The sequence below is a fragment of the Pseudomonas sp. St386 genome (assembly GCF_018325865.1).
Lineage (GTDB): Bacteria > Pseudomonadota > Gammaproteobacteria > Pseudomonadales > Pseudomonadaceae > Aquipseudomonas > Aquipseudomonas brassicacearum.
In genome coordinates this window covers 2,811,122-2,833,085 of the sequence record NZ_AP021900.1, presented here as the reverse complement: position 1 = coordinate 2,833,085, position 21,964 = coordinate 2,811,122, and the positions used below count along the sequence as shown (strand labels likewise).

The 21,964-nt window shown below is 62.3% G+C and carries 21 protein-coding genes; 8 read left to right on the top strand and 13 right to left on the bottom strand.

The window, feature by feature from the left end; all coding sequences use genetic code 11:
• Positions 1-60: 60 nt before the first annotated feature.
• The 4 genes from KI235_RS12560 to KI235_RS12545 form a co-directional block, all read right to left on the bottom strand.
• The gene (locus KI235_RS12560) at positions 61-1,314 is read right to left on the bottom strand and encodes an OprD family porin (protein ID WP_038856375.1); all 1,254 of its coding nucleotides are present in this window, start codon (positions 1,312-1,314) and stop codon (positions 61-63) included.
• 92 nt (positions 1,315-1,406) lie between these two features.
• Positions 1,407-2,711, bottom strand: a complete 1,305-nt coding sequence (locus KI235_RS12555; protein WP_212795766.1) for a citrate:proton symporter — start codon at positions 2,709-2,711, stop codon at positions 1,407-1,409.
• Positions 2,712-2,851: 140 nt separating this feature from the next.
• Positions 2,852-4,177, bottom strand: coding sequence for a dicarboxylate/amino acid:cation symporter (locus tag KI235_RS12550; RefSeq protein WP_003200711.1), 1,326 nt, complete (start codon positions 4,175-4,177; stop codon positions 2,852-2,854).
• Positions 4,178-4,218: 41 nt separating this feature from the next.
• Complete coding sequence (locus KI235_RS12545; protein WP_003200708.1) at positions 4,219-5,301, bottom strand: 4-oxalomesaconate tautomerase; 1,083 nt, start codon at positions 5,299-5,301, stop codon at positions 4,219-4,221.
• A 169-nt stretch (positions 5,302-5,470) separates the two neighbouring features.
• Between KI235_RS12545 and KI235_RS12540 the strand changes: the two genes are divergently transcribed.
• Positions 5,471-6,361 (top strand): LysR family transcriptional regulator, encoded by an 891-nt coding sequence (locus KI235_RS12540; RefSeq protein ID WP_003200706.1) that lies wholly within the window; start codon positions 5,471-5,473, stop codon positions 6,359-6,361.
• Here the strand turns inward: KI235_RS12540 and KI235_RS12535 are convergent.
• Positions 6,286-7,572, bottom strand: coding sequence for an MFS transporter (locus KI235_RS12535; protein ID WP_027912366.1), 1,287 nt, complete (start codon positions 7,570-7,572; stop codon positions 6,286-6,288). The genes KI235_RS12540 and KI235_RS12535 overlap by 76 nt on opposite strands.
• A 125-nt stretch (positions 7,573-7,697) precedes the next feature.
• Between KI235_RS12535 and KI235_RS12530 the strand changes: the two genes are divergently transcribed.
• Positions 7,698-8,156, top strand: coding sequence for a helix-turn-helix domain-containing protein (locus tag KI235_RS12530; protein ID WP_003200700.1), 459 nt, complete (start codon positions 7,698-7,700; stop codon positions 8,154-8,156).
• Positions 8,157-8,168: 12 nt separating this feature from the next.
• Here KI235_RS12530 and KI235_RS12525 read toward each other — a convergent pair whose 3' ends face one another.
• Positions 8,169-9,044 carry a LysR family transcriptional regulator gene (locus tag KI235_RS12525; RefSeq protein WP_028236546.1) on the bottom strand — a complete coding sequence of 292 codons (876 nt, stop codon included), beginning with the start codon at positions 9,042-9,044 and terminating at the stop codon, positions 8,169-8,171.
• 143 nt (positions 9,045-9,187) lie between these two features.
• Here KI235_RS12525 and KI235_RS12520 point away from each other — a divergent pair, with 143 nt between their 5' ends.
• On the top strand, positions 9,188-10,057 hold the full coding sequence (locus tag KI235_RS12520; protein WP_013693019.1) for an NmrA family NAD(P)-binding protein: 870 nt from the start codon (positions 9,188-9,190) through the stop codon (positions 10,055-10,057).
• Between the two features lie 86 nt (positions 10,058-10,143).
• On the opposite strand, the gene KI235_RS12515 is transcribed toward KI235_RS12520, so the two are convergent.
• Both KI235_RS12515 and KI235_RS12510 read right to left on the bottom strand, forming a co-directional pair.
• Positions 10,144-10,758: a LysE family translocator gene (locus KI235_RS12515; RefSeq protein ID WP_003200694.1), complete on the bottom strand. Its 615-nt coding sequence runs from the start codon at positions 10,756-10,758 to the stop codon at positions 10,144-10,146.
• A gap of 89 nt (positions 10,759-10,847) precedes the next feature.
• The gene (locus KI235_RS12510) at positions 10,848-11,117 is read right to left on the bottom strand and encodes a YceK/YidQ family lipoprotein (protein ID WP_027912369.1); all 270 of its coding nucleotides are present in this window, start codon (positions 11,115-11,117) and stop codon (positions 10,848-10,850) included.
• A 211-nt stretch (positions 11,118-11,328) separates the two neighbouring features.
• Between KI235_RS12510 and KI235_RS12505 the strand changes: the two genes are divergently transcribed.
• The 5 genes from KI235_RS12505 to ssuD all read left to right on the top strand — a co-directional run bounded on the left by KI235_RS12505 (position 11,329) and on the right by ssuD (position 16,421).
• Entirely contained in the window at positions 11,329-11,970 is a 642-nt protein-coding gene (locus tag KI235_RS12505) for a LysE family translocator (RefSeq protein WP_003200689.1), read from the top strand.
• Between the two features lie 275 nt (positions 11,971-12,245).
• Positions 12,246-12,809 carry an FMN reductase gene (gene msuE / locus KI235_RS12500; RefSeq protein WP_003200686.1) on the top strand — a complete coding sequence of 188 codons (564 nt, stop codon included), beginning with the start codon at positions 12,246-12,248 and terminating at the stop codon, positions 12,807-12,809.
• A 59-nt stretch (positions 12,810-12,868) separates the two neighbouring features.
• Positions 12,869-14,056, top strand: a complete 1,188-nt coding sequence (locus KI235_RS12495; protein ID WP_003200684.1) for an acyl-CoA dehydrogenase family protein — start codon at positions 12,869-12,871, stop codon at positions 14,054-14,056.
• Positions 14,057-14,096: 40 nt separating this feature from the next.
• On the top strand, positions 14,097-15,167 hold the full coding sequence (locus KI235_RS12490) for a sigma-54 dependent transcriptional regulator (RefSeq protein ID WP_212795867.1): 1,071 nt from the start codon (positions 14,097-14,099) through the stop codon (positions 15,165-15,167).
• 117 nt (positions 15,168-15,284) lie between these two features.
• Positions 15,285-16,421 carry an FMNH2-dependent alkanesulfonate monooxygenase gene (gene ssuD, locus KI235_RS12485; RefSeq protein ID WP_114731019.1) on the top strand — a complete coding sequence of 379 codons (1,137 nt, stop codon included), beginning with the start codon at positions 15,285-15,287 and terminating at the stop codon, positions 16,419-16,421.
• Positions 16,422-16,527: 106 nt separating this feature from the next.
• Here ssuD and KI235_RS12480 read toward each other — a convergent pair whose 3' ends face one another.
• The 5 genes from KI235_RS12480 to KI235_RS12460 all read right to left on the bottom strand — a co-directional run bounded on the left by KI235_RS12480 (position 16,528) and on the right by KI235_RS12460 (position 21,913).
• Positions 16,528-16,917, bottom strand: a complete 390-nt coding sequence (locus tag KI235_RS12480) for a hypothetical protein (protein WP_003200677.1) — start codon at positions 16,915-16,917, stop codon at positions 16,528-16,530.
• Between the two features lie 10 nt (positions 16,918-16,927).
• A complete protein-coding gene (locus tag KI235_RS12475; protein ID WP_003200675.1) occupies positions 16,928-18,160 on the bottom strand; it encodes an SfnB family sulfur acquisition oxidoreductase in 1,233 nt (410 codons plus the stop codon).
• Positions 18,161-18,331: 171 nt separating this feature from the next.
• Entirely contained in the window at positions 18,332-19,108 is a 777-nt protein-coding gene (locus KI235_RS12470) for an ABC transporter ATP-binding protein (protein WP_003200674.1), read from the bottom strand.
• A 64-nt stretch (positions 19,109-19,172) separates the two neighbouring features.
• Positions 19,173-20,507, bottom strand: a complete 1,335-nt coding sequence (locus tag KI235_RS12465; protein ID WP_013693015.1) for an ABC transporter substrate-binding protein — start codon at positions 20,505-20,507, stop codon at positions 19,173-19,175.
• Positions 20,508-20,572: 65 nt separating this feature from the next.
• The gene (locus KI235_RS12460; protein ID WP_013693014.1) at positions 20,573-21,913 is read right to left on the bottom strand and encodes an ABC transporter substrate-binding protein; all 1,341 of its coding nucleotides are present in this window, start codon (positions 21,911-21,913) and stop codon (positions 20,573-20,575) included.
• Between the last annotated feature and the right edge of the window lie 51 nt (positions 21,914-21,964).

The window sequence follows — 21,964 nt, the reverse complement described above, 5'->3', positions numbered from 1 at the left end:
GGTTGGATGCGTGCCCTGGGGACACGCTACGCCAACGCGCCGGCCGTCGCGCACGGCGTCCTACCAAAGCGCGATGTCGTAGGTGAAATAGATCCGGTTGCTGTCACGGCCACGGGAAAAGTCCGAGCGATAGACGTAGTTGCGCAACTTCACCCCCAGCCCCTTGAACGTACCCTGCTGCACCACGTAGGCGATCTCTGCGTCACGCTCCCACTCTTTGACGGTGGTATTGGACTTGCCGTCGTTGCCGCTCAGGTAGCGGGTGGAAAATGTCAGGCCGGGCACACCGAGGCGAGCGAAGTCGTAGCCATAACCGAGCATCCAGGTCTTCTCGTCTTCCTCGATGAACTTGCCGATCCCGACGTTGCTGAAGGAGTACACCGTGGCGCCGCTGACATAAGGCAGGCCCGCCTCGCCGCTGAGGGTTTGATAGCCGGCGCTCAGTGTATGGCCGACAACGGCGTAGGACAGCGATCCGCTGAGCATGTCGTTGTCGATCTTGCCACCGTAGGCCGAACCCGAATCGACGCTGTTGAAGTAGCGCAGGTCGCTGGTCAATACCCCAGCGCCCAAGGACAGATCATGCTGGATGCCGGCAAAATTCTGTCGATAGAAATTCTCCAGCTCGCCATAGAAGTAGCTCAGACGGATGTTTTTGCCCAACCTGTAGTCGGCACCGGCATAGCTGAAGTCACCGGACTTATCGCCGCCGTAGCCATCGGGCACGATGGGCATGCTGTCGCTCGAATCGCGCAGCTTGAAACGCTCCAGATACCCGCCGATGATGGTGAGGTTGTCGATGTCAGTGCTGCTGATCTGGGTGCCCTGGTAAGTCTGGGGCAACAGCCGCGCATCGTTGTAGACCAGCACCGGAGTCTTGGGCAGCAACGTGCCGTATTTGAGCGTGGTCTTGGCCACCCTGGCCTTGGCGGTCATCCCTGCGCTGGCAAACTCGTCGGCGGCGCGACCGTCGTCATGCACCGGTAGCAGGCCGGTGCCGCTGCGACCACGCCCGGAGTCGAGCTTGACCCCGAGCAGGCCCAGGGCGTCGACCCCGAAGCCGATGGTGCCCGGCGTAAAGCCTGACTGGTAATCCAGCAGCAAGCCCTGGGCCCATTCGGTGCGCTCACTCTTGGCGGTCCTCGCCGCCCGTGCGCTCATCCCGTGCTCGTCGCGAAAATTTTCGTTGAAGTAGACGTTGCGCAATTGCAGCTTGAGTTTGCTGTCGTCGATGAAACCTTCGGCACTGGCCGAGGCCAGAGGCAACAGCCCAAGGATTGGAAACAAAGCCCCGCGGGTAAGCAAAGTGGTCATGTCGAGCTACTCGTTGTTGTTATTTGGCGTGCAAGCCAGCGCACACCCGCTTGCGCAGGCGTGTCAGGCAAAAAGCTAAGGTGTCGGGTGAATCAGGAAAACAGCGTCAGCGCCCCGGTCAGCAGCGCCAGTGCAGTAATCACCAGGGACGTGAGCACCGCCCATTTGACGGTGGCTTTCTGGAAGTCGCCAAGGTCGCGGTCAACCATGCCCACCAGCAACAAGGTCGAGGCCACCAGCGGGCTCATCAAGTGCACCGGCTGGCCGAGAATGGACGCCCGGGCAATTTCCACCGGATCGATGCCATAGGCGGCAGCGGCATTGGCCAGGATCGGCACGACACCGAAGTAGTAGGCATCGTTGGACAATACGAAGGTCAGCGGCATGCTGGTAATCGCCACCACCAGCGGGAACAGATGGCCCCAGGAAGGCGGAATCCAGTCGACCAGGGTTTGTGCCAGGGCATCGACCATTTTCGTCCCGGAAAAAATCCCGGCGAAGATGCCCGCGGCGAACACCAGCAGGACCACGGTCATGGCGTTGCCCGAGTGGGCGAGAATGCGCTCCTTCTGAATGTCCAACTGCGGATAGTTGATCATCAGCGCCAGGACGAAACCGATCAGGAACAGGATCGCCGAGTGCATGAGCCCCATCACCAGCGCAACCATCACCGCAACCACCAGCAGCAGGTTGACGTAGGCCAGCTTCGGACGCTTGTGCGGCGTATTCTCGATGATCGCGTTGATGTAGCAGTCACCGCCACCGCTTTGCAGCTGGACGTTGCCGATGCGCTTGCGCTCGGCACGACCTAGCAGGAACGCCGTGAACACCACCCACATCGCACCGCCGATCATGGTCGGCAGCAAGGGCACGAAGTACTCACCGGCATCCAGGCCCAATGCCGCGATCGCGCGGGTCGCCGGGCCGCCCCAAGGGGTCATGCCGCTCATGATGCTCAAGGAGAGCATGGAAACAGTCGCCAGGATCATCGGATTCATGCCGATGCGTTTGTACAGCGGCAGCATCGCGGCACAGGTGATCATGTAAGTCGTCGTGCCGTCACCGTCCAGCGCCACCAACAGCGACAGCAGCGCAGTGCCCACGGCGATCTTCATCGGGTCGCCATTGACCCGCTTGAGGATTTTGCGGATCAACGGGTCGAACAGACCGGCGTCGATCATCAGGCCGAAAAACAGGATCGCGAACAACAACAGTGCCGCCGACGGCGCGACCATTTTCAGGCCGTCCAACATCATCTTGCCGGTGGTCCCGCCAAAGCCGCCGAGCACGGCAAAGACGACGGGCACCACCGTCAGGGCGACGATCGGTGACAACCGTTTGGTCATTATCAGGAAGGTAAAGACCACCACCATGGCCAAGCCAAGTAAAGCGAGCATATGTCAGTTCTCTTGTTGTTATGAGTAGCTTGGCTGACATTCAGGCGCACGCCCCCCAACCCGCCAGGCAACACGCAAAAGTGTGCCTGGCGCAGGTAGTGAGTGAGCTGATGTGGTGCCGTCGAGTCAGCCGCGAGCGGCTAGATGTGTTTGGCGACCTTCGTGTCGTCCCAGGCTGAGTCCGTTGCCGGGGTCTGCGTCAGGGCGGGTTTGCCATCCAGGGTCCGCAACAGGAGTTCGCGGTCGCAGGCATTCTCCGAAAGGGAGATCACCACGGTCGCAACGGCGTTGCTCGCCAGGCTGGTCAACGCCCGCGCTTCGGACATGAACCGGTCGATCCCGATCAACAGGGCCAGGCCCGCCAGGGGAATGTCGTGGATGACCGTCAAGGTCGAGGCCAGGGCGACAAACCCGCTGCCGGTCACACCCGCGGCCCCCTTTGACGACAGCAGCATGATCGCCAGCATGCTGATGACCTGGGTCAGCGTCAGGTCGATGTTGCAGGCCTGGGCAATGAAGATCGCCGCCAGCGACAGGTAGATCGCCGTGCCGTCGAGGTTGAACGAGTAACCTGTCGGCAGCACCAGCCCCACGACGCCTTTCTTGCAACCCAGGGCCTGGAGTTTTTCCAACATTCGCGGCATCACCGGTTCGGTCGAGGACGTCCCCAGTACCACCAGGAATTCTTCACGCAGATAACGCAGCAGCTTCCAGAGGCTGAAGCCATGTGCGCGGCAGATGCTGCCCAACACCACGAAGACGAAGAAGGCGCAGGCGATATACAAGGTCATGATCAGCTTGGCCAGCGAGCCCAGCGACGTGATCCCGTACTGCCCCACCGTGAAGGCCAAGGCCCCGAAAGCGCCGATCGGAGCGAAACGCATCAGGTAGGAGAAAATCTTGAAGACCATGTGCGAAGCTGATTCCAGGACCTCCAGCACCGGCTTGCCGCGCTCACCCAAGGACGACAGGGCAAAACCGCAGAGCACCGCGATAAACAGCACCGGCAACACCTCGCCTTTATTGAAGGCGCCGATAAAGGTGTCGGGAATGATGTGCATGAAGAAGTCCACCACGCTCAGTTTCGCGGCGGATTCGGTGTACTGCGACAATCCTTGGGTGCTCAACTGCGTCGGATCGATGTTCATGCCCGCGCCGGGCTTGAACAGGTAGACCGACACCAGGCCGATGATCAGGCTGATCACCGTCAGCGCCAGGAACAACAGCATGGTCTTGCTCAACAAACGCCCCAGCGAGCGCTTGTCGCTCATGCCGGCGATGCCGGTGACAATGGTGCAGAACACCACCGGCGCGATCATCATCTTGATCAGCTTGATGAAGGCATCACCCAGCGGCTTCAGGGCAATTGCCTGTTGCGACCAGAAGTGCCCGACGACCACGCCCAGCAGCACGGCGCAGATGATCTGGAAGTAGAGCGATTTAACAACTTTCATGGCATCACCCATTTTTAGAATTGTTCTGATGCAAAAGACCCTGGCTGCCTGGGCTATCCGGCCAGCCGCTGGGACGCCGTGGCGTAGACGTAACCTGAGAAAAGCCGGCGCGCGGTACGTACTACCGAAGCCCGAATGGTCTCACCCTTTTCACCGGTGTAGGACAGTACGACATCAATGCCGCCGCTTGGGTGCTCAATCCGAACCTGTTGCAAGCGCGGCTCGCTGACGATGCCAAGCAACTGTGCGACGACGCTGTCTTCGGTCACACACGCAGTGGCCAAGCCGATGGAACCGGTGATCGCCAGGGCGCGGTGACAGTTGTGCGGCATGAAATAACGCACCTGGACCGTCCCGCCAGACTTGGCCGGAGACACCAGCACCGGTTTGGGAATGACCTTGTCACTGACATCACCCAAGCCCATGGCCAGGCCGGCTTTCAGGCGCAGGGACTCCAGGCGCTGCAGGAAAGCTTTATCGGCGTCCAGCTCAGCGGGGCTTTCATCGCCGCGCTTGCCAAGCTGACTGGCTTGAACGATCACCATCGGCATCGCCATGTCGATGCAGGTCACCGGGATGCCGTCGATCAGGTCCTGGGGTTGTCCAGTGGGAAAGAGTTTCCCTGTCTTGCTGCCCGCCGCATCGAGAAAGGTCAGTTGCACCGGAGCCGCTGTGCCAGGCACGCCATCAATGGCGGTGTCGCCTTCATAGCGGACTTTGCCTTCTGGGGTTTGCACTTCGGAATTCACGAAAGTCCCGGTATTGAGGTTGCGAATACGCACCCGGGTCAGGTCGCCGGAAGGCTTGACCAGTCCCTGCTCGATAGCGAACGGGCCGACGGCGCAGAGCATGTTGCCGCAGTTGGGGGCGGTATCGACCCGACGCTGGGAAACCATGACCTGGACGAACAAATAATCGACATCCGCATCAGGGTGCAGCGATGGGCTGACGATCGCCACTTTGCTGGTTTGTGGACTGCCGCCACCGATGCCGTCGATTTCCAACTCATGGCCCGAGCCCATCAGGTTGAGCAGCAGCTCGTCACGTTCGGCGATGGCGACCGGCAGATCCCAGGCGAGAAATACCGGGCCTTTGGACGTACCGCCGCGCATTAGCACACAAGGAATTCGCTGCATGTTCACTAACTCTTGTTGATCAATCTGGATAATTGATGCTCTGGAAACAAGAGTGGCAGGGTTTGAAAAGTGTTTCCAATGCAAAGATCAGAGCGATTATTGCGTTTCACAAATGAATTGCTTTACGCTAATTATCATCGCGCACGGCCCTTCCTCGGTGAGGTAGCACATGGAATATGAACTCCAGGACATACGATCTTTCGTGAAAATCGCCGAACTCGGCAGTTTCCACGAAGCCGCTGACGCACTGCATCTGTCGCAACCAGCCTTGAGCCGACGGATGAAAAAACTCGAGGAAGGCCTGGGAACCGCTTTACTCGATCGCACCACCCGCAAGGTCAGCCTGACGAGCGTCGGCCGTGATTTCCTGCCCAAGGCGCGGCGCCTGCTGGATGATTTCGACGACTCGATTCTCAACATCCGCGAGCTGGCGGAGCGGCAGATCGGCCGGGTAACTTTGGCCTGCATTCCCACGGCAGCGTTTTATTTCCTGCCTTCGGTGATCCGCCTCTACAACGAGCGCTACCCGAAAATCCGCATCCGCCTGCTCGACCTCAGCGCCAACGAAGGGCTCGAAGCAGTTCTGCGCGGCGAAGCCGACTTCGGCATCAACATGATGAGCGGCCAGCACCCGGACATCGAGTTCGTGCCCCTGGTCAACGAACCCTTTGTGCTGGCCTGCCGGCGCGATCATGAATTGGCTGAACGCAGTGCGGTTACCTGGTCGGAACTCAGTGATTATCGGCTGATCGGTGTTGGTCGCCTGAGCGGCAACCGCATGCTGCTGGACCACGCACTGTCGGGCCTGAGCTGGCGCCCGCAATGGTTTTACGAAGTGCAGCACCTGTCCACGTCGCTGGGATTGGTCGAGGCTGGCCTCGGCGTGTCGGCGATGCCCAGCCTGGCGATGCCGGCTGGGGATCATCCAACGCTGGTCAGCGTGCCGCTGATCGAGCCGGTGGTAAACCGCTCGCTGGGCCTGGTCTACCGCCGGGGCGCATCGCTCTCCCCGGCTGCGGAGAAGTTCGTCTCGATCCTGCTTGAGCAGTGGCCGCAATGAAGCGAGAGCCTCCACACTGCCAACGCGGCGAGGCTGATCGAGGCGCCTAGCAGGCTGACCGCCATCCAGCCCCACAGCGCATAAACCTGGGTCGCGGCCGCCGCGCCCAGCGCGCTGCCCGCCGAGTAGAAACACATGTACGCGCCGACCATGCGACTTTGCGCGTCGGGCCGTGCTGCGAAGATCAAGCTCTGGTTGGTGACATGCACGGCTTGCACCGCGAAGTCGAGCAACACCACGCCGCACACCAGTGCGATCAGGGAGGTTTCGGTAAACGTGATAGGCAGCCAGGAGAGCGTCAGGAGCCCCAGCGACCAGCCGGTAACGCGTTGTCCAAAGCCTTGATCGGCCCAGCGACCGGCCCTTCTGGCTGCCAGGGCCCCGGCGACGCCAGCCAGGCCAAACAGGCCGATGGCCGTATGTGAAAGCGACAGCGGCGCGGCGCTCAACGGCAGCACCATGGCGGTCCATAACACCGAAAACGCGGCAAAGATCAGCAAGGCCAGCAGCCCCCTGATCCGTAGCACCGGCTCGGTCATGAACAGCTTGAACAGCGACCGGATGAGCGCCAGGTAAGGCTGCCGGTCAGGTGACGACACGGCGGCAGGCACCACTGCCCAGAACACTGCCGCGATGGTCAGCATCAATCCCGCGGAAACGAAATAAACCCCGCGCCAGCCCGCCAGATCGGCAATCACTCCAGAGGTAAACCGCGCCAGGAGAATACCCAGGACCACGCCGCTGGTGACGGTTCCCACGGCCTGCCCCCGTTGGGAGGGCGTAGACAGCACGGCGGCATAGGCCACCAGCACTTGGACAACCACCGCCAGCAAGCCCATCACGATCATGGCCCCCAGCAAAGCCAACCAATGCTGGGCGGCACCGACGACCGCCAGCACAAGCGCGGACAACACCAATTGCGCGAAAACCAGGCGTTTACGGTTGACCCTGTCCCCCAGCGGGACGATGAACAGCAACCCCAGCGCGTAACCCACCTGAGTGGCCGTCACCACCACCCCGATAAATCCTGACGCGACGCCCAGGCTCTCGGCCATCGAGGCGAGCAAGGGCTGGGCGAAGTAGACATTGGCGACGGCCAGTGCGCAGGTCACGGAAAACAATAACGTGAGCGCCGGCGAAAGCCCGGCACATTGGTCGTCACTCAAATTTCCCGAAGGCTGCTGGGTGCAACAATCGACATCTGCTGTCATGCACGTCTCCTTGACGCTAAACTGGTTTCAATTGAAAACCTGACTGGATTGTTGCCTGATCAGGTTTCGATTTGCAACCACAGACATCGACCGGACTTGCGATGCTTTTTCAGGAGGTCAATACAATGGAAAACGCTTCACCGCAAAACAGCGAATGCCCGGTAGCCAGGACACTGGACGTGATAGGCGATCGCTGGTCGCTCATGATCATTCGTGATGCATTCGACGACATTCGCCGCTTCAGCGAATTTCAGAAGAGCCTGGGCGTGGCCAAGAACATTCTGGCTTCGCGACTCAAGGCGTTGGTCGAGGTCGGGGTGTTCGACGTTCGACCCGCATCCGATGGAAGCGCCTACAAGGAATACGTCCTGACAGAGAAAGGCCGAGAGATCTTTCCGGTCGTGGTCAGCCTGCGACAGTGGGGTGAACGCTTCCTGTTCGAGCCGGGAGAAACGCGTTCCGTGCTGTTGGACAACACGTCCGGACAGGCCCTCATGCCGATGGATGTTCGATCCTCAAGCGGTCAGAAACTCGGACCGGCCGATTGCCACAGGGTGAGGCTCATTGCCGACAACCCGACGTGAGATTGATCGTCCCTACCCCTTCAGTACCAACGACATGTCCGGGTACCTGGCGCACATGAAATCGACAAATGCGCGCACCTTCGGTGCAGCAAGACGCCGGGACGTGTGCAAGACCCAGAGTTCGGCTTCCTTCCCTGATACCGTGCCCCACTGGACCAACTCGCCACTGGCCAACTGGTTCCATGCGATGGACTGTGGAATGAGGGCAGCCCCACCACCGGCGATGGCCGCATCGCGGATCATCAGGAACGAAGAGAAGCGCAGCCTGGGGATCGGCTCCAGAATCAGGCTGCCGCCATCGAGTGTCCAATGGGTGGGCTCGAAACTGGACATCACAACACCGGGAACTGAGCGGATGGCGCCGGGTGCAGGCCGAGGTAATCCAGGCGCGGCCACCACCACCAGCCGGTCCTTGGCGAAACAGCGACCGACTAAATCGCTGTCCGGGCTGGGGTTGATCCGGATGGCGACATCAAATTGTTCCTCGACGAGATCAACCACGCGATCCTCCGAAATGACCTCGATCGCGACGTCCGGGTAAGCCGCACAAAACGCTGCGCCGATGCCGCCCATCGCCAGCTGCGAAAACAGGACCGGGGCAGCGACACGCAAGCGTCCGCGAGGCGTCGATACGCCCTCCTTCGCCGCCGCCATGGCTTCGACCACCTCGGCCAACGGCCCTTCGGCCCTGCTCAGCAGCAGCTCTCCAGCCTCGGTGAGCTTCAGACCACGCGCACTGCGCTCGATCAGCCTGACGCCCAATTGCTCCTCGAGGTCGGCAATGCGGCGCGACAAGGTTGCCTTGGATATTCCGCTCGCACGGCTTGCTTTTCCCAACCCCTCGTTCGTTGCGACGAGGGTGAAATCGATCAGCGCGTTCAGGTTCATGCTGTTCCACTTTTGAAACGGAGTGTCTACATCCTGGCGTCTTCGTTTTGTTTCTGCAACGGAATATCGTTTGATCATCGCAACGGGCCGACAAGGCCGTAGCGGACTTTTCCGGCTACCCACCCTTTTGCAGGAGATTCAACATGAGCATTCTCGTTACCGGCGCCACGGGCACCATCGGTTCACTCATCATCCAGCGCCTCGCCGACGCAGGCGCCAACGTCAAAGCCCTCGTGCGCCAGCCTGGCAAGGGAACATTCCCGGCGGGCGTGACTGAAGTCGTTGCCGACCTCACCGACGTGCCTTCGCTACGCGAGGCGCTGGCGTCGGTGCGTACGCTGTTCCTGCTCAATGCCGTGACCCCCGACGAGGTGACACAAGCCCTCATCACCTTGAACCTCGCTCGCGAGGCCGGCATCGAGCGCATCGTCTACCTGTCGGTGATTCACGCTGACAAGTTCACCCACGTTCCGCACTTCACCGGCAAGCACACGGTCGAGCGCATGATCGAAAGCCTCGACATCCCGGCGACCATCCTGCGCCCGGCGTACTTCATGCAAAACGAATTGATGGTCCAGCAGACGATTCAGAACTACTCGGTGTACCCGATGCCGATCGGCTCGGCGGGCGTCTCGATGATCGATGCCCGCGACATCGCCGATATCGCCGCTGCCGAGTTGCTGCGACGCGACAGGGCACCTTCGGCCCTGGACCGTGTAACCCTCGAGCTAGTCGGCCCACAAGCACTGACCGGTGCCGCCGCGGCGAATATCTGGAGTTCAGCCCTGGGTCGCGAGATCGCCTACGGCGGTGACGATGTGGCCGCCTTCGAAGCGCAATTGGCCGCGTACGGTCCCGCCTGGCTGGCTTATGACATGCGCCTGATGATGTCCGGTATCCAGACGTTTGGCATGCAGGCTGCTGAAGGAACCGTGGAACGGCTACAAACCATCCTCGGGCGTCCGTTGCGCACCTACGAAGACTTCGTCCGCGAGGCCACCGCAGGGGTTTGAACAGCTGGGCAGTAAGCGCCAGGTCGGTCAGCGGAACACCGACCTGGCGTGCAACGAGGAAGGCTTGCTCCAGCAACGGCTACTCGCTAAACCAGCTGGCGAATCCCCAGAGACAAGATCAAACCACCACACAGTCGATCAATTGCTTTTTTCCTACCTTGATAGGCGCAAGCAATCCTCGGTTGCGAAAGCGCAATTGCGACCATTGCATACCAGGCCATTGAAACCACCACGACAACTGCCAGCATCGACAAAAACGTGCCTGGCGAAACGTGGGCGGGAGCCGCGGCTGAAAAAACAGCGGCATAGAAAGCCATGGACTTGGGGTTGCCAATGTTGGTGATCACCCCCTGAATAAAGGACTGGCGGCAACTACCGGCGACGGCATCATTCAGCGGGCCCGGCGCATTCCTCCCCGCGTTGATCAGCAGTCGGAATCCGAACCACATCAGGTAGGCTGCGCCCAGAACCTTTACAACCAGCGCAGCCCAAGGGAGCGCAGCAAATACAACCCCGAGACCTGCAATCGCACAGGTGGACCAGAACAGGTTGACCAGTACGATTCCCGCCACCAAGGCCAGCGCTTCAGAGCGCGTAGCCGCCACCGCCTTATGGACCACCGCGACGAAATTCGGTCCAGGAATCACGACACCAGCCAGGTAGACCAAAAAAACTGTCAAGACAGCGGAACCGTCGATCATGTGCGTCCCTCGCGAAATCTGTAGGCGGTGATCGTCACCAAAAATGCCGCATTGCTGCCCCACGGATTCAACCCGTCGAGGCAATACACCTACTCCTCGGCAGGCCTCATATGAAAAATCGTATAAGGCAGGATCAGCGTATCGGCGACGATGCTGAAAGGAAGGTCGACGACAGCAAACGGTGCCAGCGCGCGTGAATACACGTCGTTGTCATTCGTCGAGGCCTTGATGATCTCGATATCGGTCGCCGCACCGCAGTAAGGATGGCGGCCGCAGAGCTGTCCCATGCCAAAGGTTTCGTTGGCCGTGGCGCATCCGCCCAGCAGCGCCATCGTCAAAGCCATTACTACGATCCGCATGACGCGCCCCTCCCCCAGGAAAGGCCGGACTGTAGCATTAAAGCCGCCCCGACGGCTCAGCGCTCAAGGCCAGGCCCCAGCAGGGTCGCGAACCACTCGATGAACACCCCGAGCGTGGCTGCACCAATGGAAACGCTGGGTGGCCGTATTCAGCCAACCCCAGGTTCTCCTGTAGGATGCACATCCTCTCAATCAGTCGCGAATGTGATCAATGGAACTGCACTCAATTCTCGCCTTTACCCTGGTCGCGGCAATCGCCATCGCCAGTCCCGGACCTGCCACCTTGATGGCGATCAATAACAGCCTGGCCTACGGGCCGCGTTACGCGGTGTGGTCGTCGGTGGGCAACGCCAGCGGGCTGTTCTGCTTGTCGGCCGCCGCCATGCTGGGATTGGGCGCGTTGCTCGCCAGCTCCGAATGGCTGTTCAACGCCGTGAAAGTCCTGGGGGCGGGTTATCTGTTCTATCTGGGCGCCAGGCAGCTGTTCAAAAAGAGCCCGATACTCGCGCAGGATGTGCAAGCCGATGGCAAAACCAGCAAGCCATCGCGTTCAAAGCTGTACAAGTCGGCCTTCCTGACAGCCATCACCAACCCCAAGGCGACGATGTTCTTCACCGCCCTGTTCCCGCAATTCATCGACCAGAGCGCCGCACTGCTACCGCAGTTCCTGCTCCTCACCTCGATATTCGCAGGCTTGTCACTGGTTTCCTTGAGCCTGTATGCCGCCATCGCGGCCCAGGCCAAAGGCGTGCTGAAACGGCCCGCGTTTTCCGTGTGGATCAGCAGGCTCGTTGGCTCGACGTTCATCGGCTTCGGTGCGGCCATTCTGGCGATGCGGCGGCCGGCTGTTTAGGACGGCTGCATGTTTGTCCCGCCCCAACTTGCTGAATAAACAAGAACTGAAGCCGTTGCTCGACGTGCATCAATCCCAGCACTGAAAACTGTTGCCGCAGGAACATCGGCTCAACTGTTGCTTGTGCAACAGCCACTCAACAATTCATCCGCCAGATCAACAGTCACCCCCCTCTCCTACCCCGCGAAGCCCAGTAAACACTGGGCTTTTCACATTGGTACGGCCCTTGCTCAAGCCCATGTACCCCGATCAACAGTCCAACAGGAACACCTAGGATGAGCACTCCTCTGAAAGTCGTCGCTGTCTCCGGCGGTACCTCCCGCCCCTCCCGCACTCTGGCACTGACCGAAGCCATCCTGGGCGAGCTCGGCCAGCATCTGGTCATCGATACCCACTTGATCGAACTGGGCAACATTGTCCGTCCGCTGGGCGGCGCGCTGTGGCGCAAGGAATTGCCGGAAACCGTCGAGCACGAACTGCGCCTGATCGAGTCTGCCGACCTGCTGGTGGTGGCCACACCGGTCTATCGCGGCACCTATCCGGGCCTGTTCAAGCATTTGTTCGACCTGGTCGGTCAGGACGCCCTGGTCAACACGCCGGTACTGCTGGCCGCCACCGGTGGCAGCGAGCGTCATGCCCTGGTCCTCGATCACCAATTGCGCCCGCTGTTCAGCTTCTTCCAGTCACTCACCTTGCCCATCGGCGTGTACGCCTGCGAGACCGATTTCGCCGACTACCGCATCGTCAGCGAGACCTTGCAGTCGCGCATCGAGCTGGCGGCCGCGCGCGCCGCTCGCCTGTTTTCCGGCCAGGCACACGCCCTGCGCAAGATCGCCTGAGGAGCCCGCATGAATCACGACTGCATTTGCCTGGAAGGCCTTTTTGCGAGGGATATCGCGTGAGAACCCAACAACAGCCCACCGTACTGACCCCGCTGCAGACCGCCCGCCGCCTGGCGGTGGAATTCGCCGAAACCGCCGTAGAGCGCGACGAGGCCGGCGGCACGCCCAAGGAGCAACGCGACGCCATTCGCCAGAGCGGCCTGCTGGCCTTGAGCATTCCAACCCAGTTTGGCGGCCTCGGCGCCAGTTGGAGCGAAACCCTTGGGGTGGTGCGCGAGTTCGCCAAGGTGGACAGTTCCATCGCCCACGTCTTCGGTTTCCAGCACCTGATGCTGGCCACCGTGCGCCTGTTTTCGCGCCCCGATCAGTGGCAACCCTGGTTCGAACAGACCGCCCGCAAGAACTGGTTCTGGGGCAATGCACTGAACCCCCTGGACACCCGTACCGTGGTCAAGACCTTTGACGGCTGGCGGGAATTTTCCGGCAAGAAGAGCTTCTGTTCCGGTGCCAGCGACTCGGAAATGCTGATCGCCTCGGCCATCGACGAAAGCGCCGGCGGCAAACTGCTGATTGCCGCGATCCCCAGTGGCCGCACCGGCATCACCCTGCACGGCGACTGGGACAATATGGGCCAGCGCCAGACCGACAGTGGCAGCGCCACCTTCGAACGGGTGCGCGTGGAAGAGAACGAGTTGCTGCTTGACCCCGGCCCCCTGAGCACGCATTTCGCCTGCCTGCGCCCGTTGATCGCCCAATTGCATTTCTCCCATATCTTCCTCGGCATCGCCGAAGGCGCCCTGGAAGAGGCTCGTCAGTACACCCTCAAGGAAGGCCGTCCGTGGTTCCGCTCCAAGGCTCAGCATGTCAGCGAAGACCCCTACGTGCTGCGTCACTACGGTGAGTTCTGGGTCGGCCTGGAAAGCGTGCGCCTGCTGGTGGAGCGTGCCGCCGAGCAGCTCGATGAGGCCTGGCACAAGGGGCTCGCGCTGGGTGCCGAGGAACGCGCACAACTGGCGTTGTCCATCGCCACCGCCAAAGTCGCCGCCGTACGCACCGGCCTGGATATCTGTAGCCGTCTGTTCGAAGTCACCGGAGCCCGCGCCACCCATGCATCGCTGCGTCTCGACCGCCATTGGCGCAACCTGCGCACCCAGAGCCTGCACGACCCGGTGGATTACAAACTCCACGAACTGGGTGAATGGGCGCTGAACCAGACGCGGCCTACCCCCTCCTTCTACTCATAGGGATGCCCATGCAACTGCTGACTCTCCCCCTTCGCCAACACTGGCTACCTCGATCCGGGCGACCGCACAGGTCTTCGAAGACCCTAGATCGCAGGCGCTGCTCGCCCACGTGCAACAGGTCGCCCCCAGCGAGGCCAGCGTCCTGATCATTGGCGAGACCGGCACGGGCAAGGAGCTGGTCGCACGCCACATCCACAACCTCAGCGGCCGACGCGCCGGGCCATTCGTCGCCGTCAACTGCGGAGCCTTTTCCGAATCGCTGGTGGAGGCGGAGCTGTTCGGCCACGAGAAAGGTGCCTTCACCGGCGCCCTCGGCGCCAAGGCCGGCTGGTTCGAGGAGGCCAATGGCGGCACGTTGTTCCTCGACGAGATCGGCGACCTGCCGATGGCCATACAGGTCAAGCTGTTGCGTGTATTGCAAGAGCGCGAGGTGGTGCGCCTGGGCTCGCGCAAGAGCATCCCGATCGACGTGCGCGTAGTCGCTGCCACCAACGTGCAACTGGACAAGGCCATCGGCGCCGGCCACTTCCGCGAGGATCTGTACTACCGTCTCGACGTGGTCAGCCTGCAACTCTATCCGCTGCGTGAGCGGCCGGGCGACATCCTGCCGCTGACCCGTCACTTCATCAAGACCTACTGCAACCGCCTGGGCTACGGCGAAGTGCGCCTGACCTCGGGAGCCGAGCGCAAACTGGTGGACTACGGCTGGCCGGGCAACATTCGCGAACTGGAGAACGTCATCCACCACACCCTGCTGGTATGCCGCAACGGCCTGGTGCAGGAAGACGACCTGCGCCTGTCGTCCCTGCGGATCGAGCGCCAGGAACAACCGCAGGCCAGCCTCGGCGAGAGCGCCGACGAACAACTGCTGCGCACCTTCCACCGGTTGTTCGAAGAACAGGCCGGCGGCCTCCACGAGAAGGTTGAAGACAGCCTGCTGCGCGCCGCCTACCGCTTTTGCCACTGCAACCAGGTGCGCACAGCCAGCTTGCTGGGCCTGAGTCGCAACGTCACGCGAGCGCGACTGATCGCCATCGGCGAGTTGGTGGTCAACCGGCGCCGTCCGGACGTCAACACACGCCCGGGCCGAGCCCTGCAACTGTCGATCTAATCAAAATAAAACCAGGCGATGCGGCCCGGCCGACAAAGCCCCAATACGCCAAGCGTTGCGATACCGGAAGGGCCTATGCGCCTTTCCAGACTCCCAACCGCACAAGGATCAAACCTCATGAGCCTGGATATTTTCTGGTTCCTTCCCACCTCCGGCGACACCCGCTACCTGGGCCATTCCGGCAGCGGCCGACCGGCGACCAACGCCTACATGCGCCAGATCGCCGTGGCCGCCGATCAGCTCGGCTACGATGGCCTGCTGATTCCCACCGGGGCCAGTTGCCTGGATCCCTGGGTGACCGCCGCCAGCCTGGTTCCGGTGACCCAGCGCATCAAGCTGCTGGTAGCGCTGCGCACTTCGCTGGGCAACCCCACGGCGTCGGCACGCCAGGCCGCCAGCCTGGACCAGGCCAGTGGTGGTCGCCTGCTGCTCAACGTCGTACCGGGCGGCGACGCTACCGAACTGGAGGCCGACGGTGTGTTCCTCACGCACGACGAACGCTACGACGCCTCCAACGAGTTCCTGACCATCTGGCGGCGCCTGCTCCAAGGCGAGACCGTCGACTTCGATGGCAAGCATCTGAAGGTACGTGGCGCCCAGAACTTCTTCCCACCCGTGCAACAACCCCACCCGCCGCTGTACTTCGGCGGCTCATCAGAAGCGGCCCACGAGCTGGCGGCCAAGCATGTGGACGCCTACCTGACCTGGGGCGAGCCGCCAGCGGCCGTGGCCGAGAAGATCGCCGACGTGCGCGCCCGCGCTGCCAGACATGGCCGCAGCGTGCGTTTCGGCGTGCGCCTGCATGTGATCGTACGGGAAACCAGCGAAGCCGCATGGGACGCTGCCGACGAGTTGATCAGCCACCTCGACGACGCCACCATCGCCGCCGCCCAGGCCAACTACGTCAAGATGGACTCCGAGGGCCAGCGGCGCATGGCGGCGTTGCATGGTGGCGACCGCAACAAGCTGGAAGTGGCGCCCAATCTGTGGGCCGGTGTTGGCCTGGTACGCGGCGGTGCCGGCACCGCCTTGGTGGGCGACCCCGAAACCGTCGCCGCACGCCTGCTGGAATACGCCGACCTGGGCGTCGACAGCTTCGTCCTGTCCGGCTACCCGCACCTGGAAGAAGCCTACCGCTTCGCCGAACTGGTGTTCCCGCTGTTGCCCGGCAAGGGCAAGGTCACCGTGGAAGGAGCCTTCACCGGCGGCGCCTTCGACGTCCGCGCCGGCCAGGAGAAAGTGACCGCTCACTAAACTGCATCCGTGGCGAGGGAGCTTGCCCACGCTCTGGGGTGTTGATCGTTCCCACCGCTATCACGAGCAGGCTCGCCCCCACAGAACGAGGCATCTGCCGCCGTCCTTATCTCAATCCATCCCCTTGTCCGTCGGCCAACGCAGCGCCGTTGAGGTAATGGTCGCCAAGCAGCCGACGCTGGGTCAGCAATGCCGGCTCGGGGTTGTCCGGCCAGGGTCGCGGCAGGCTGCGACCGGCCAACTCGAAGTACACATGACCGGCCAGGCGCGCCGCCTCGGCGGCGGCCAGGCGAAACGCGATGGCGGCCGACTGGGACTCGTCGGCGTACTCCAGCAAGGCATCGGCAGCGTCGATGCGGATGCGCAGTTCGCCAACCGCGGCGATCACCAGGGCTTCATGACGGGCACTTTGGGCTCGCAGGTAGTCAAGCAAAGCAGCCTCGACATGACGAGCATGGGCCAGGTCGCTACGGCCTTGGGAATGTAAGTTGGACATGCGCGATACCTCAGTTCCAGGAATGACGTTGTGGCTTGATGCCGTTGAGCAGCTGATTGCCGACCAAGTGATATTTCCAGCGCACCGGGTCGTGCAGAGTATGGGTCCGCGCATTGCGCCAGAACCGGTCCAGCCCCTGACTGGCCGAAACGCTGCGGGTGCCGCCCAACTCCAACAGGCGGCTGGACGCCTCCAGGGAAATCTCGGTGGACAGCACCTTGGCCTGGCCGACGATCACCGAGGCTTCAGCCACCCGCTCCTCGCAGGGCTCGGCGACAGCACGGTCGACCGCATGCGCCGCGCGCCGCAGAATCGCTTCGGCCGCCTGCAGGCGCCAGGCCAACTCACCGATCAGCGCCTGGCCAAGCGGGTCCTGCCAGCCGTGTTGCAGCCCGCTGTCCACCCATGGACGCGCCTGGCGTGCTACGCGCAAGGTCTCGGCGAAGGCGCCACGGGCAATGCCGGTGTCCACCGCAGCCTGGATGATTTGCGAGATCGGGCCGTCGGAGGTAGGTTGATCATAGGCCTTCCAGGCCGGCACCACGTCGCTCGCTGGCACCCGCACGCCGTCGATGCGCACCTGGCCGCTGGCAGTAATGCGCTGGCCGAAACCGTCCCAACTGTCGATCACCGTCAGGCCCGCCGCATCGCGTGGGACGAGCGCGATATGGACGTGCCCTTCCTCATCCACTCCGGCAACCGGCACGATATGGGCGAACAGTGCGCCGGTGCAGTAGGCCTTCTCGCCGTCGAGTACGGCTGTGTCGCCGTCGAAGCGTATCTGCGTCTGGAAGGTGGTGACGTACTGGCTGCGCGCTTCGGAAAAGGCATTGCCGAAACGATAGCCTTGCAACACCTTGGCGTAGTAACGGCGCTTCTGCTCCTCGCTGCCGGTCAGACTGAGGTTGCTGAGCACACCGAAATGGTTCTGCGGCAACTGGCCGAGGGACGGATCGGCAGCGGAAATGATCGCGACCACGTCACTGAGAGTGGCATAGGACACCTCGGCGCCACCGTATGCCTTCGGCACGCGGATCGCCCATAGCCCGCTCGCGGAAAAGCGTTCGAGCTCTTCCCAGGGCAACCGTCGCTCGCGGTCGCGCAAGGCAGCCTCGCGGGAGAAATCCTCGGCCAGGCGCTGCGCCACCTCGATGGCCTCGGCGTCGCTACGGATGATATGGGCCGGGCTGCGCGGCACCGGACGGGCCTGCCCAGGCAGATCGAAAGACGGTGAGTCGGTCATGTGCTACTCCATGCATAACGGGTTCACCCAGAGCCAAAGCACAGCCCGTACCAAACTTAAAAACTCTTTATATTCAATAAGTTGACGAGACACCCAGATACGCATGAAAGCCCCGTGAGCGGCAAGTTGTCGGCGGACTGTTGCCCAGCCAACAGTTGCATCGCGCCTCCCTCAGCGAACCTTGCCACCCAGGTAGAAATGCTGGATGTCTTCCCGCGCCGCCAGCTCCGTGGCGTCACCCTCACCCACCACCCGACCGTTCTCCAGGATGTAGGCGTAGCTGGCATGGCGCAGGGCGACATTGATGTTCTGCTCAGCCACCAGAAAACTCACGCCCTCCTGGGCATTGAGCTGCGCGACGATGGCGAAAATCTCTTCGACAAGGATCGGCGCCAGGCCCATCGAAGGCTCATCGAGCAGCACCAGTCGAGGCTTGGTCATCAGTGCCCGGCCGATGGCAAGCATCTGCTGCTCGCCGCCCGAGGTCAGTCCGGCCTGGGTCTTGCGCTTGGTCTTCAGCCGTGGGAACCAGGCATAGATACGTTCCAGATCCTGCTCCAGCGCCCGTCGCGTCGGCTTGCGCAGGAAACCGCCGCTACGCAGGTTATCCTCGACGGTCAGGTGAGCGAACACATGCCGTCCCTCCAGCACATGGACGATGCCCTGGCGTGCCAGCAAATTGGCCGCAACCCCGGCGGTGTCCTGTCCCTGGAAGACAATCCGTCCACGGCTGACCTGTGCCCGATCGGCCTGGACCAGCCCGGAGATGGCCTTGAGCGTGGTGCTTTTGCCGGCCCCGTTGGCGCCAAGCAGGGCGACGATGTCGCCCTGTCCGACCCGCAGGGAAACCCCGGCCACGGCGAGGATCGCGCCGTCGTAGATCACTTCGATGTCTTGCACCGCCAGCAACTCACGATTCTCAGTACCCGCAAGGGCCTCAATGGTCATGGTTTCCTACCCCTTGGGCGCAGTCGCGCCCGGTTGCGTTTCGATTTGCGAGCTGTGTGCCTGGTTACTGCGCCGCGCAATCGCGGGCGGTCACGCCCTTCTCTTTCGCGTACTCGGCGGCCTTGGCATCGATCAACGGGCGCAACGTGGCGCGGTCGGCCTGGACCCAATCGGTGATCAGGTTCCACTGCCGGCCGTCCCATTGCTGCACCTTGGCCGCCCCACCGCCCTCGTGGTCGTTGCAGGACAACCGCAGCGGTTGCATCAGCCCGAGAAAACCGATTTCCTTGAGGCGTGCATCGTTGAGGTCGAGGTGCTCCAGGCCCCAGCGACCTTCCTCACCGTTGAGCGGGCGATTGCCGAAATGCTTCTGCCCGGCGCGGATCGCTTCGACGGCAATGGCGGCGTTCACCAGGCCAGAGTTGTAGTAGACGCTGCCGAAGCTCTTCGGATCCTTGAGGTCGCTCTTGCCGGTGTCGAGGATGTACTGGCGGATGCGCTGGTGGATGTCAAAGTTGGCGCCGCCCGGATAGGGTGTCAGCGCCAGATACCCCTTGCCCGCCTCGCCGGTCGGCAGCACGTCTTCGTTGGAACTGGCCCAGATGTCGCCGACGATGCGCTCCACCGGGTAGCCGAAACGTGCCGCGGTCTTGATCGCCACTGGCGTGGACACGCCCCAGGTGCGCAGGAACACCCAATCCGGCTTGAGTTGTCGCACCTGGCGCCACTGCCCGGCCTGTTCGTTACCCGGATCGGCCACCGCGATCTGGATGTTCTCGAAGCCGTACTTCTGCGCCAGCAGTGCCAGCGGCCCCTGGGTTTCCCGACCGTAGGCAGAATCGTGGTAGACGGTGGCGATTTTCTTGCCCTTGAGCTTGTCCAGCCCGCCCTCGCGCTCGGCCACATAGTTGATGAACGCCGAGGCCTCGCTGTAGAACGTCAGCATGACCGGGAAGTTGTAGGGGAACACCCTGCCGTCGGTGGCTTCGGTGCGGCCATAGCCGAGGGTGATCAAGGGAATCCTGTCGGCGGCGGCCTTGTCCGCAAGGGCATAGGCCGCTGGTGCACCATTGGGCGAGTAGATCGCCACCGGCGCGCCGTTGAGGCCATTCTTGAAGCGCTCGTAGCATTCAATGCCCTTCTCCGCCGTCCATTCGGTCTCGCACTCCTGCCAGACCAGCTTGACGCCATTGATCCCGCCTTCCACCTCATTGATGTAGCGCAGGTAGTCGATCATCCCGGCCCAGACCGGAATGCCGCTGGAGGCATAGGCGCCGACCCGGAAGGTGGCCAGCGGGAAGAACTGTTCGTTGGCCGCCTGGGCAGCCGGGATCAGCGCCGCACAGGCACCGAGCGCCAGGCCGAAGGCGGCGAGGCTACGTTTGAAGGTTGCATGCATGATTTTTTCTCGGCTTGAGTGCTCGACCGCACAACGGCGGCCGGGCGACAGTTATCGACGGCGGCTCACTGCTCGCTGGCGCAGTCTCGTGGGGTGATGCCCTTTTCCTTGGCGTAGGCCGCGGACTTGGCTTCGATCAATGGGCGCAGCGTGGCGCGGTCGGCCTGGACCCAGTCGGTCACCAGCACCCACTTCTCGCCGTCCCACTGCTGCACGCGCGCCGCACCGCCGCCCTCATGGTCGGAGCAGGACAGTTTCAGCGGCGGCAGCAGGCCTTCGAAACCACTGGCCTTGAGCCGCGCGGCATCGATGTCCAGGTGCTCGAAGCCCCAGCGCGCTTCCTCGCCGTTGAGTGGGCGATTGCCGAACTTCGCCTGGGCCGTGCGCAGTGCTTCGACCGCGATGGCTGCGTTGATCAGGCCGATGTTGTAGTAGACCTTGCCAAAATAGCTGCGGTCCTTGAGGTCGCTCTTGCCGGAGTCGAGGATCGACTGACGCAAGCGCTTGTGGATCTCGAAACCGTCGCCGCCCGGGAACGGCGCAAGCGCCTGGTAGCCCTTGGCGGCAGGGCCAGCCGGGATCACATCGGCCTCGGAGCCGGCCCAGACATCACCAATGATGTGATCGACCGGGATGCCGAACCGCGCAGCTGTCTTGATCCCCACTGGAGTGGACACGCCCCAGGTCCGCAGGAACACCCAGTCCGGCTTGATCTGCCGCACCTGGCGCCATTGCGCGGACTGTTCGTTGCCTGGATCGGCCACTGGGATCTGGATGTTCTCGAAATCGTACTTCTGCGCCAGCAAGGTCATCGGCGCCTGGGTTTCACGACCATAGGCGGAGTCGTGGTAGACGGTGACGATCTTCTTGCCCTTGAGCTTGTCGAAACCGCCCTCGCGCTCGGCGATGTAGTTGATGCCCACCGAGGCCTGGCCGTAGTAATTGAGCAGCAGCGGGAAGGCATAGGGAAACACGCTGCCGTCGGTGGATTCGGTACGCCCGCCAGCCCCGTCGATCAGCGGGATCCGGTCGGCCGCGCCCTTCTCCATCAGCGCATAGGAACCCGGCGTGCTGTGGGTGAAGAAGAACGCTGTCGGCGCACCGTCCAGCCCACCCTTGTAGCGCTCATAGCACTCGACGATACGATCGACGTTCCACTCGGTCTCGCACTCCTGCCAGACCAGCTTGACGCCGTTGATGCCACCTTCGACCTCGTTGATGTAACGGAAATAGTCGATTTCCCCCGCCCACCACGGGATACCGCTTGAGGCATAGGCGCCGACCCGGTAAGTGGCCATGGGGATGAATTGCTGGTTGCTGGCGGCCTGGGTGACGGTCGGCAGCAGGGCCTGGACGCCAGCCACGAAGAGACCGGCGAACAGGAGGCGAGGCAAGGTTCTACGCATGGTTTGTACTTCTTGTGCAGTGTTGGAAACCTCCTTTCCCTTGGTCGGGTC

What these genes read in the sequence shown, in the direction of transcription:
- KI235_RS12480 (WP_003200677.1), bottom strand. Translation starts at nt 16,917, where the DNA reads ATGTCCAACTTACATTCCCAAGGCCGTAGCGACCTGGCCCATGCTCGT.
- KI235_RS12530 (WP_003200700.1), top strand. Translation starts at nt 7,698, where the DNA reads ATGGAAAACGCTTCACCGCAAAACAGCGAATGCCCGGTAGCCAGGACA.
- KI235_RS12510 (WP_027912369.1), bottom strand. Translation starts at nt 11,117, where the DNA reads ATGCGGATCGTAGTAATGGCTTTGACGATGGCGCTGCTGGGCGGATGC.
- KI235_RS12515 (WP_003200694.1), bottom strand. Translation starts at nt 10,758, where the DNA reads ATGATCGACGGTTCCGCTGTCTTGACAGTTTTTTTGGTCTACCTGGCT.
- KI235_RS12540 (WP_003200706.1), top strand. Translation starts at nt 5,471, where the DNA reads ATGGAATATGAACTCCAGGACATACGATCTTTCGTGAAAATCGCCGAA.
- KI235_RS12525 (WP_028236546.1), bottom strand. Translation starts at nt 9,044, where the DNA reads ATGAACCTGAACGCGCTGATCGATTTCACCCTCGTCGCAACGAACGAG.
- KI235_RS12535 (WP_027912366.1), bottom strand. Translation starts at nt 7,572, where the DNA reads ATGACAGCAGATGTCGATTGTTGCACCCAGCAGCCTTCGGGAAATTTG.
- ssuD (WP_114731019.1), top strand. Translation starts at nt 15,285, where the DNA reads ATGAGCCTGGATATTTTCTGGTTCCTTCCCACCTCCGGCGACACCCGC.
- KI235_RS12520 (WP_013693019.1), top strand. Translation starts at nt 9,188, where the DNA reads ATGAGCATTCTCGTTACCGGCGCCACGGGCACCATCGGTTCACTCATC.
- KI235_RS12560 (WP_038856375.1), bottom strand. Translation starts at nt 1,314, where the DNA reads ATGACCACTTTGCTTACCCGCGGGGCTTTGTTTCCAATCCTTGGGCTG.
- KI235_RS12475 (WP_003200675.1), bottom strand. Translation starts at nt 18,160, where the DNA reads ATGACCGACTCACCGTCTTTCGATCTGCCTGGGCAGGCCCGTCCGGTG.
- KI235_RS12550 (WP_003200711.1), bottom strand. Translation starts at nt 4,177, where the DNA reads ATGGGTGATGCCATGAAAGTTGTTAAATCGCTCTACTTCCAGATCATC.
- KI235_RS12545 (WP_003200708.1), bottom strand. Translation starts at nt 5,301, where the DNA reads ATGCAGCGAATTCCTTGTGTGCTAATGCGCGGCGGTACGTCCAAAGGC.
- KI235_RS12460 (WP_013693014.1), bottom strand. Translation starts at nt 21,913, where the DNA reads ATGCGTAGAACCTTGCCTCGCCTCCTGTTCGCCGGTCTCTTCGTGGCT.
- KI235_RS12470 (WP_003200674.1), bottom strand. Translation starts at nt 19,108, where the DNA reads ATGACCATTGAGGCCCTTGCGGGTACTGAGAATCGTGAGTTGCTGGCG.
- KI235_RS12555 (WP_212795766.1), bottom strand. Translation starts at nt 2,711, where the DNA reads ATGCTCGCTTTACTTGGCTTGGCCATGGTGGTGGTCTTTACCTTCCTG.
- msuE (WP_003200686.1), top strand. Translation starts at nt 12,246, where the DNA reads ATGAGCACTCCTCTGAAAGTCGTCGCTGTCTCCGGCGGTACCTCCCGC.
- KI235_RS12505 (WP_003200689.1), top strand. Translation starts at nt 11,329, where the DNA reads ATGGAACTGCACTCAATTCTCGCCTTTACCCTGGTCGCGGCAATCGCC.
- KI235_RS12465 (WP_013693015.1), bottom strand. Translation starts at nt 20,507, where the DNA reads ATGCATGCAACCTTCAAACGTAGCCTCGCCGCCTTCGGCCTGGCGCTC.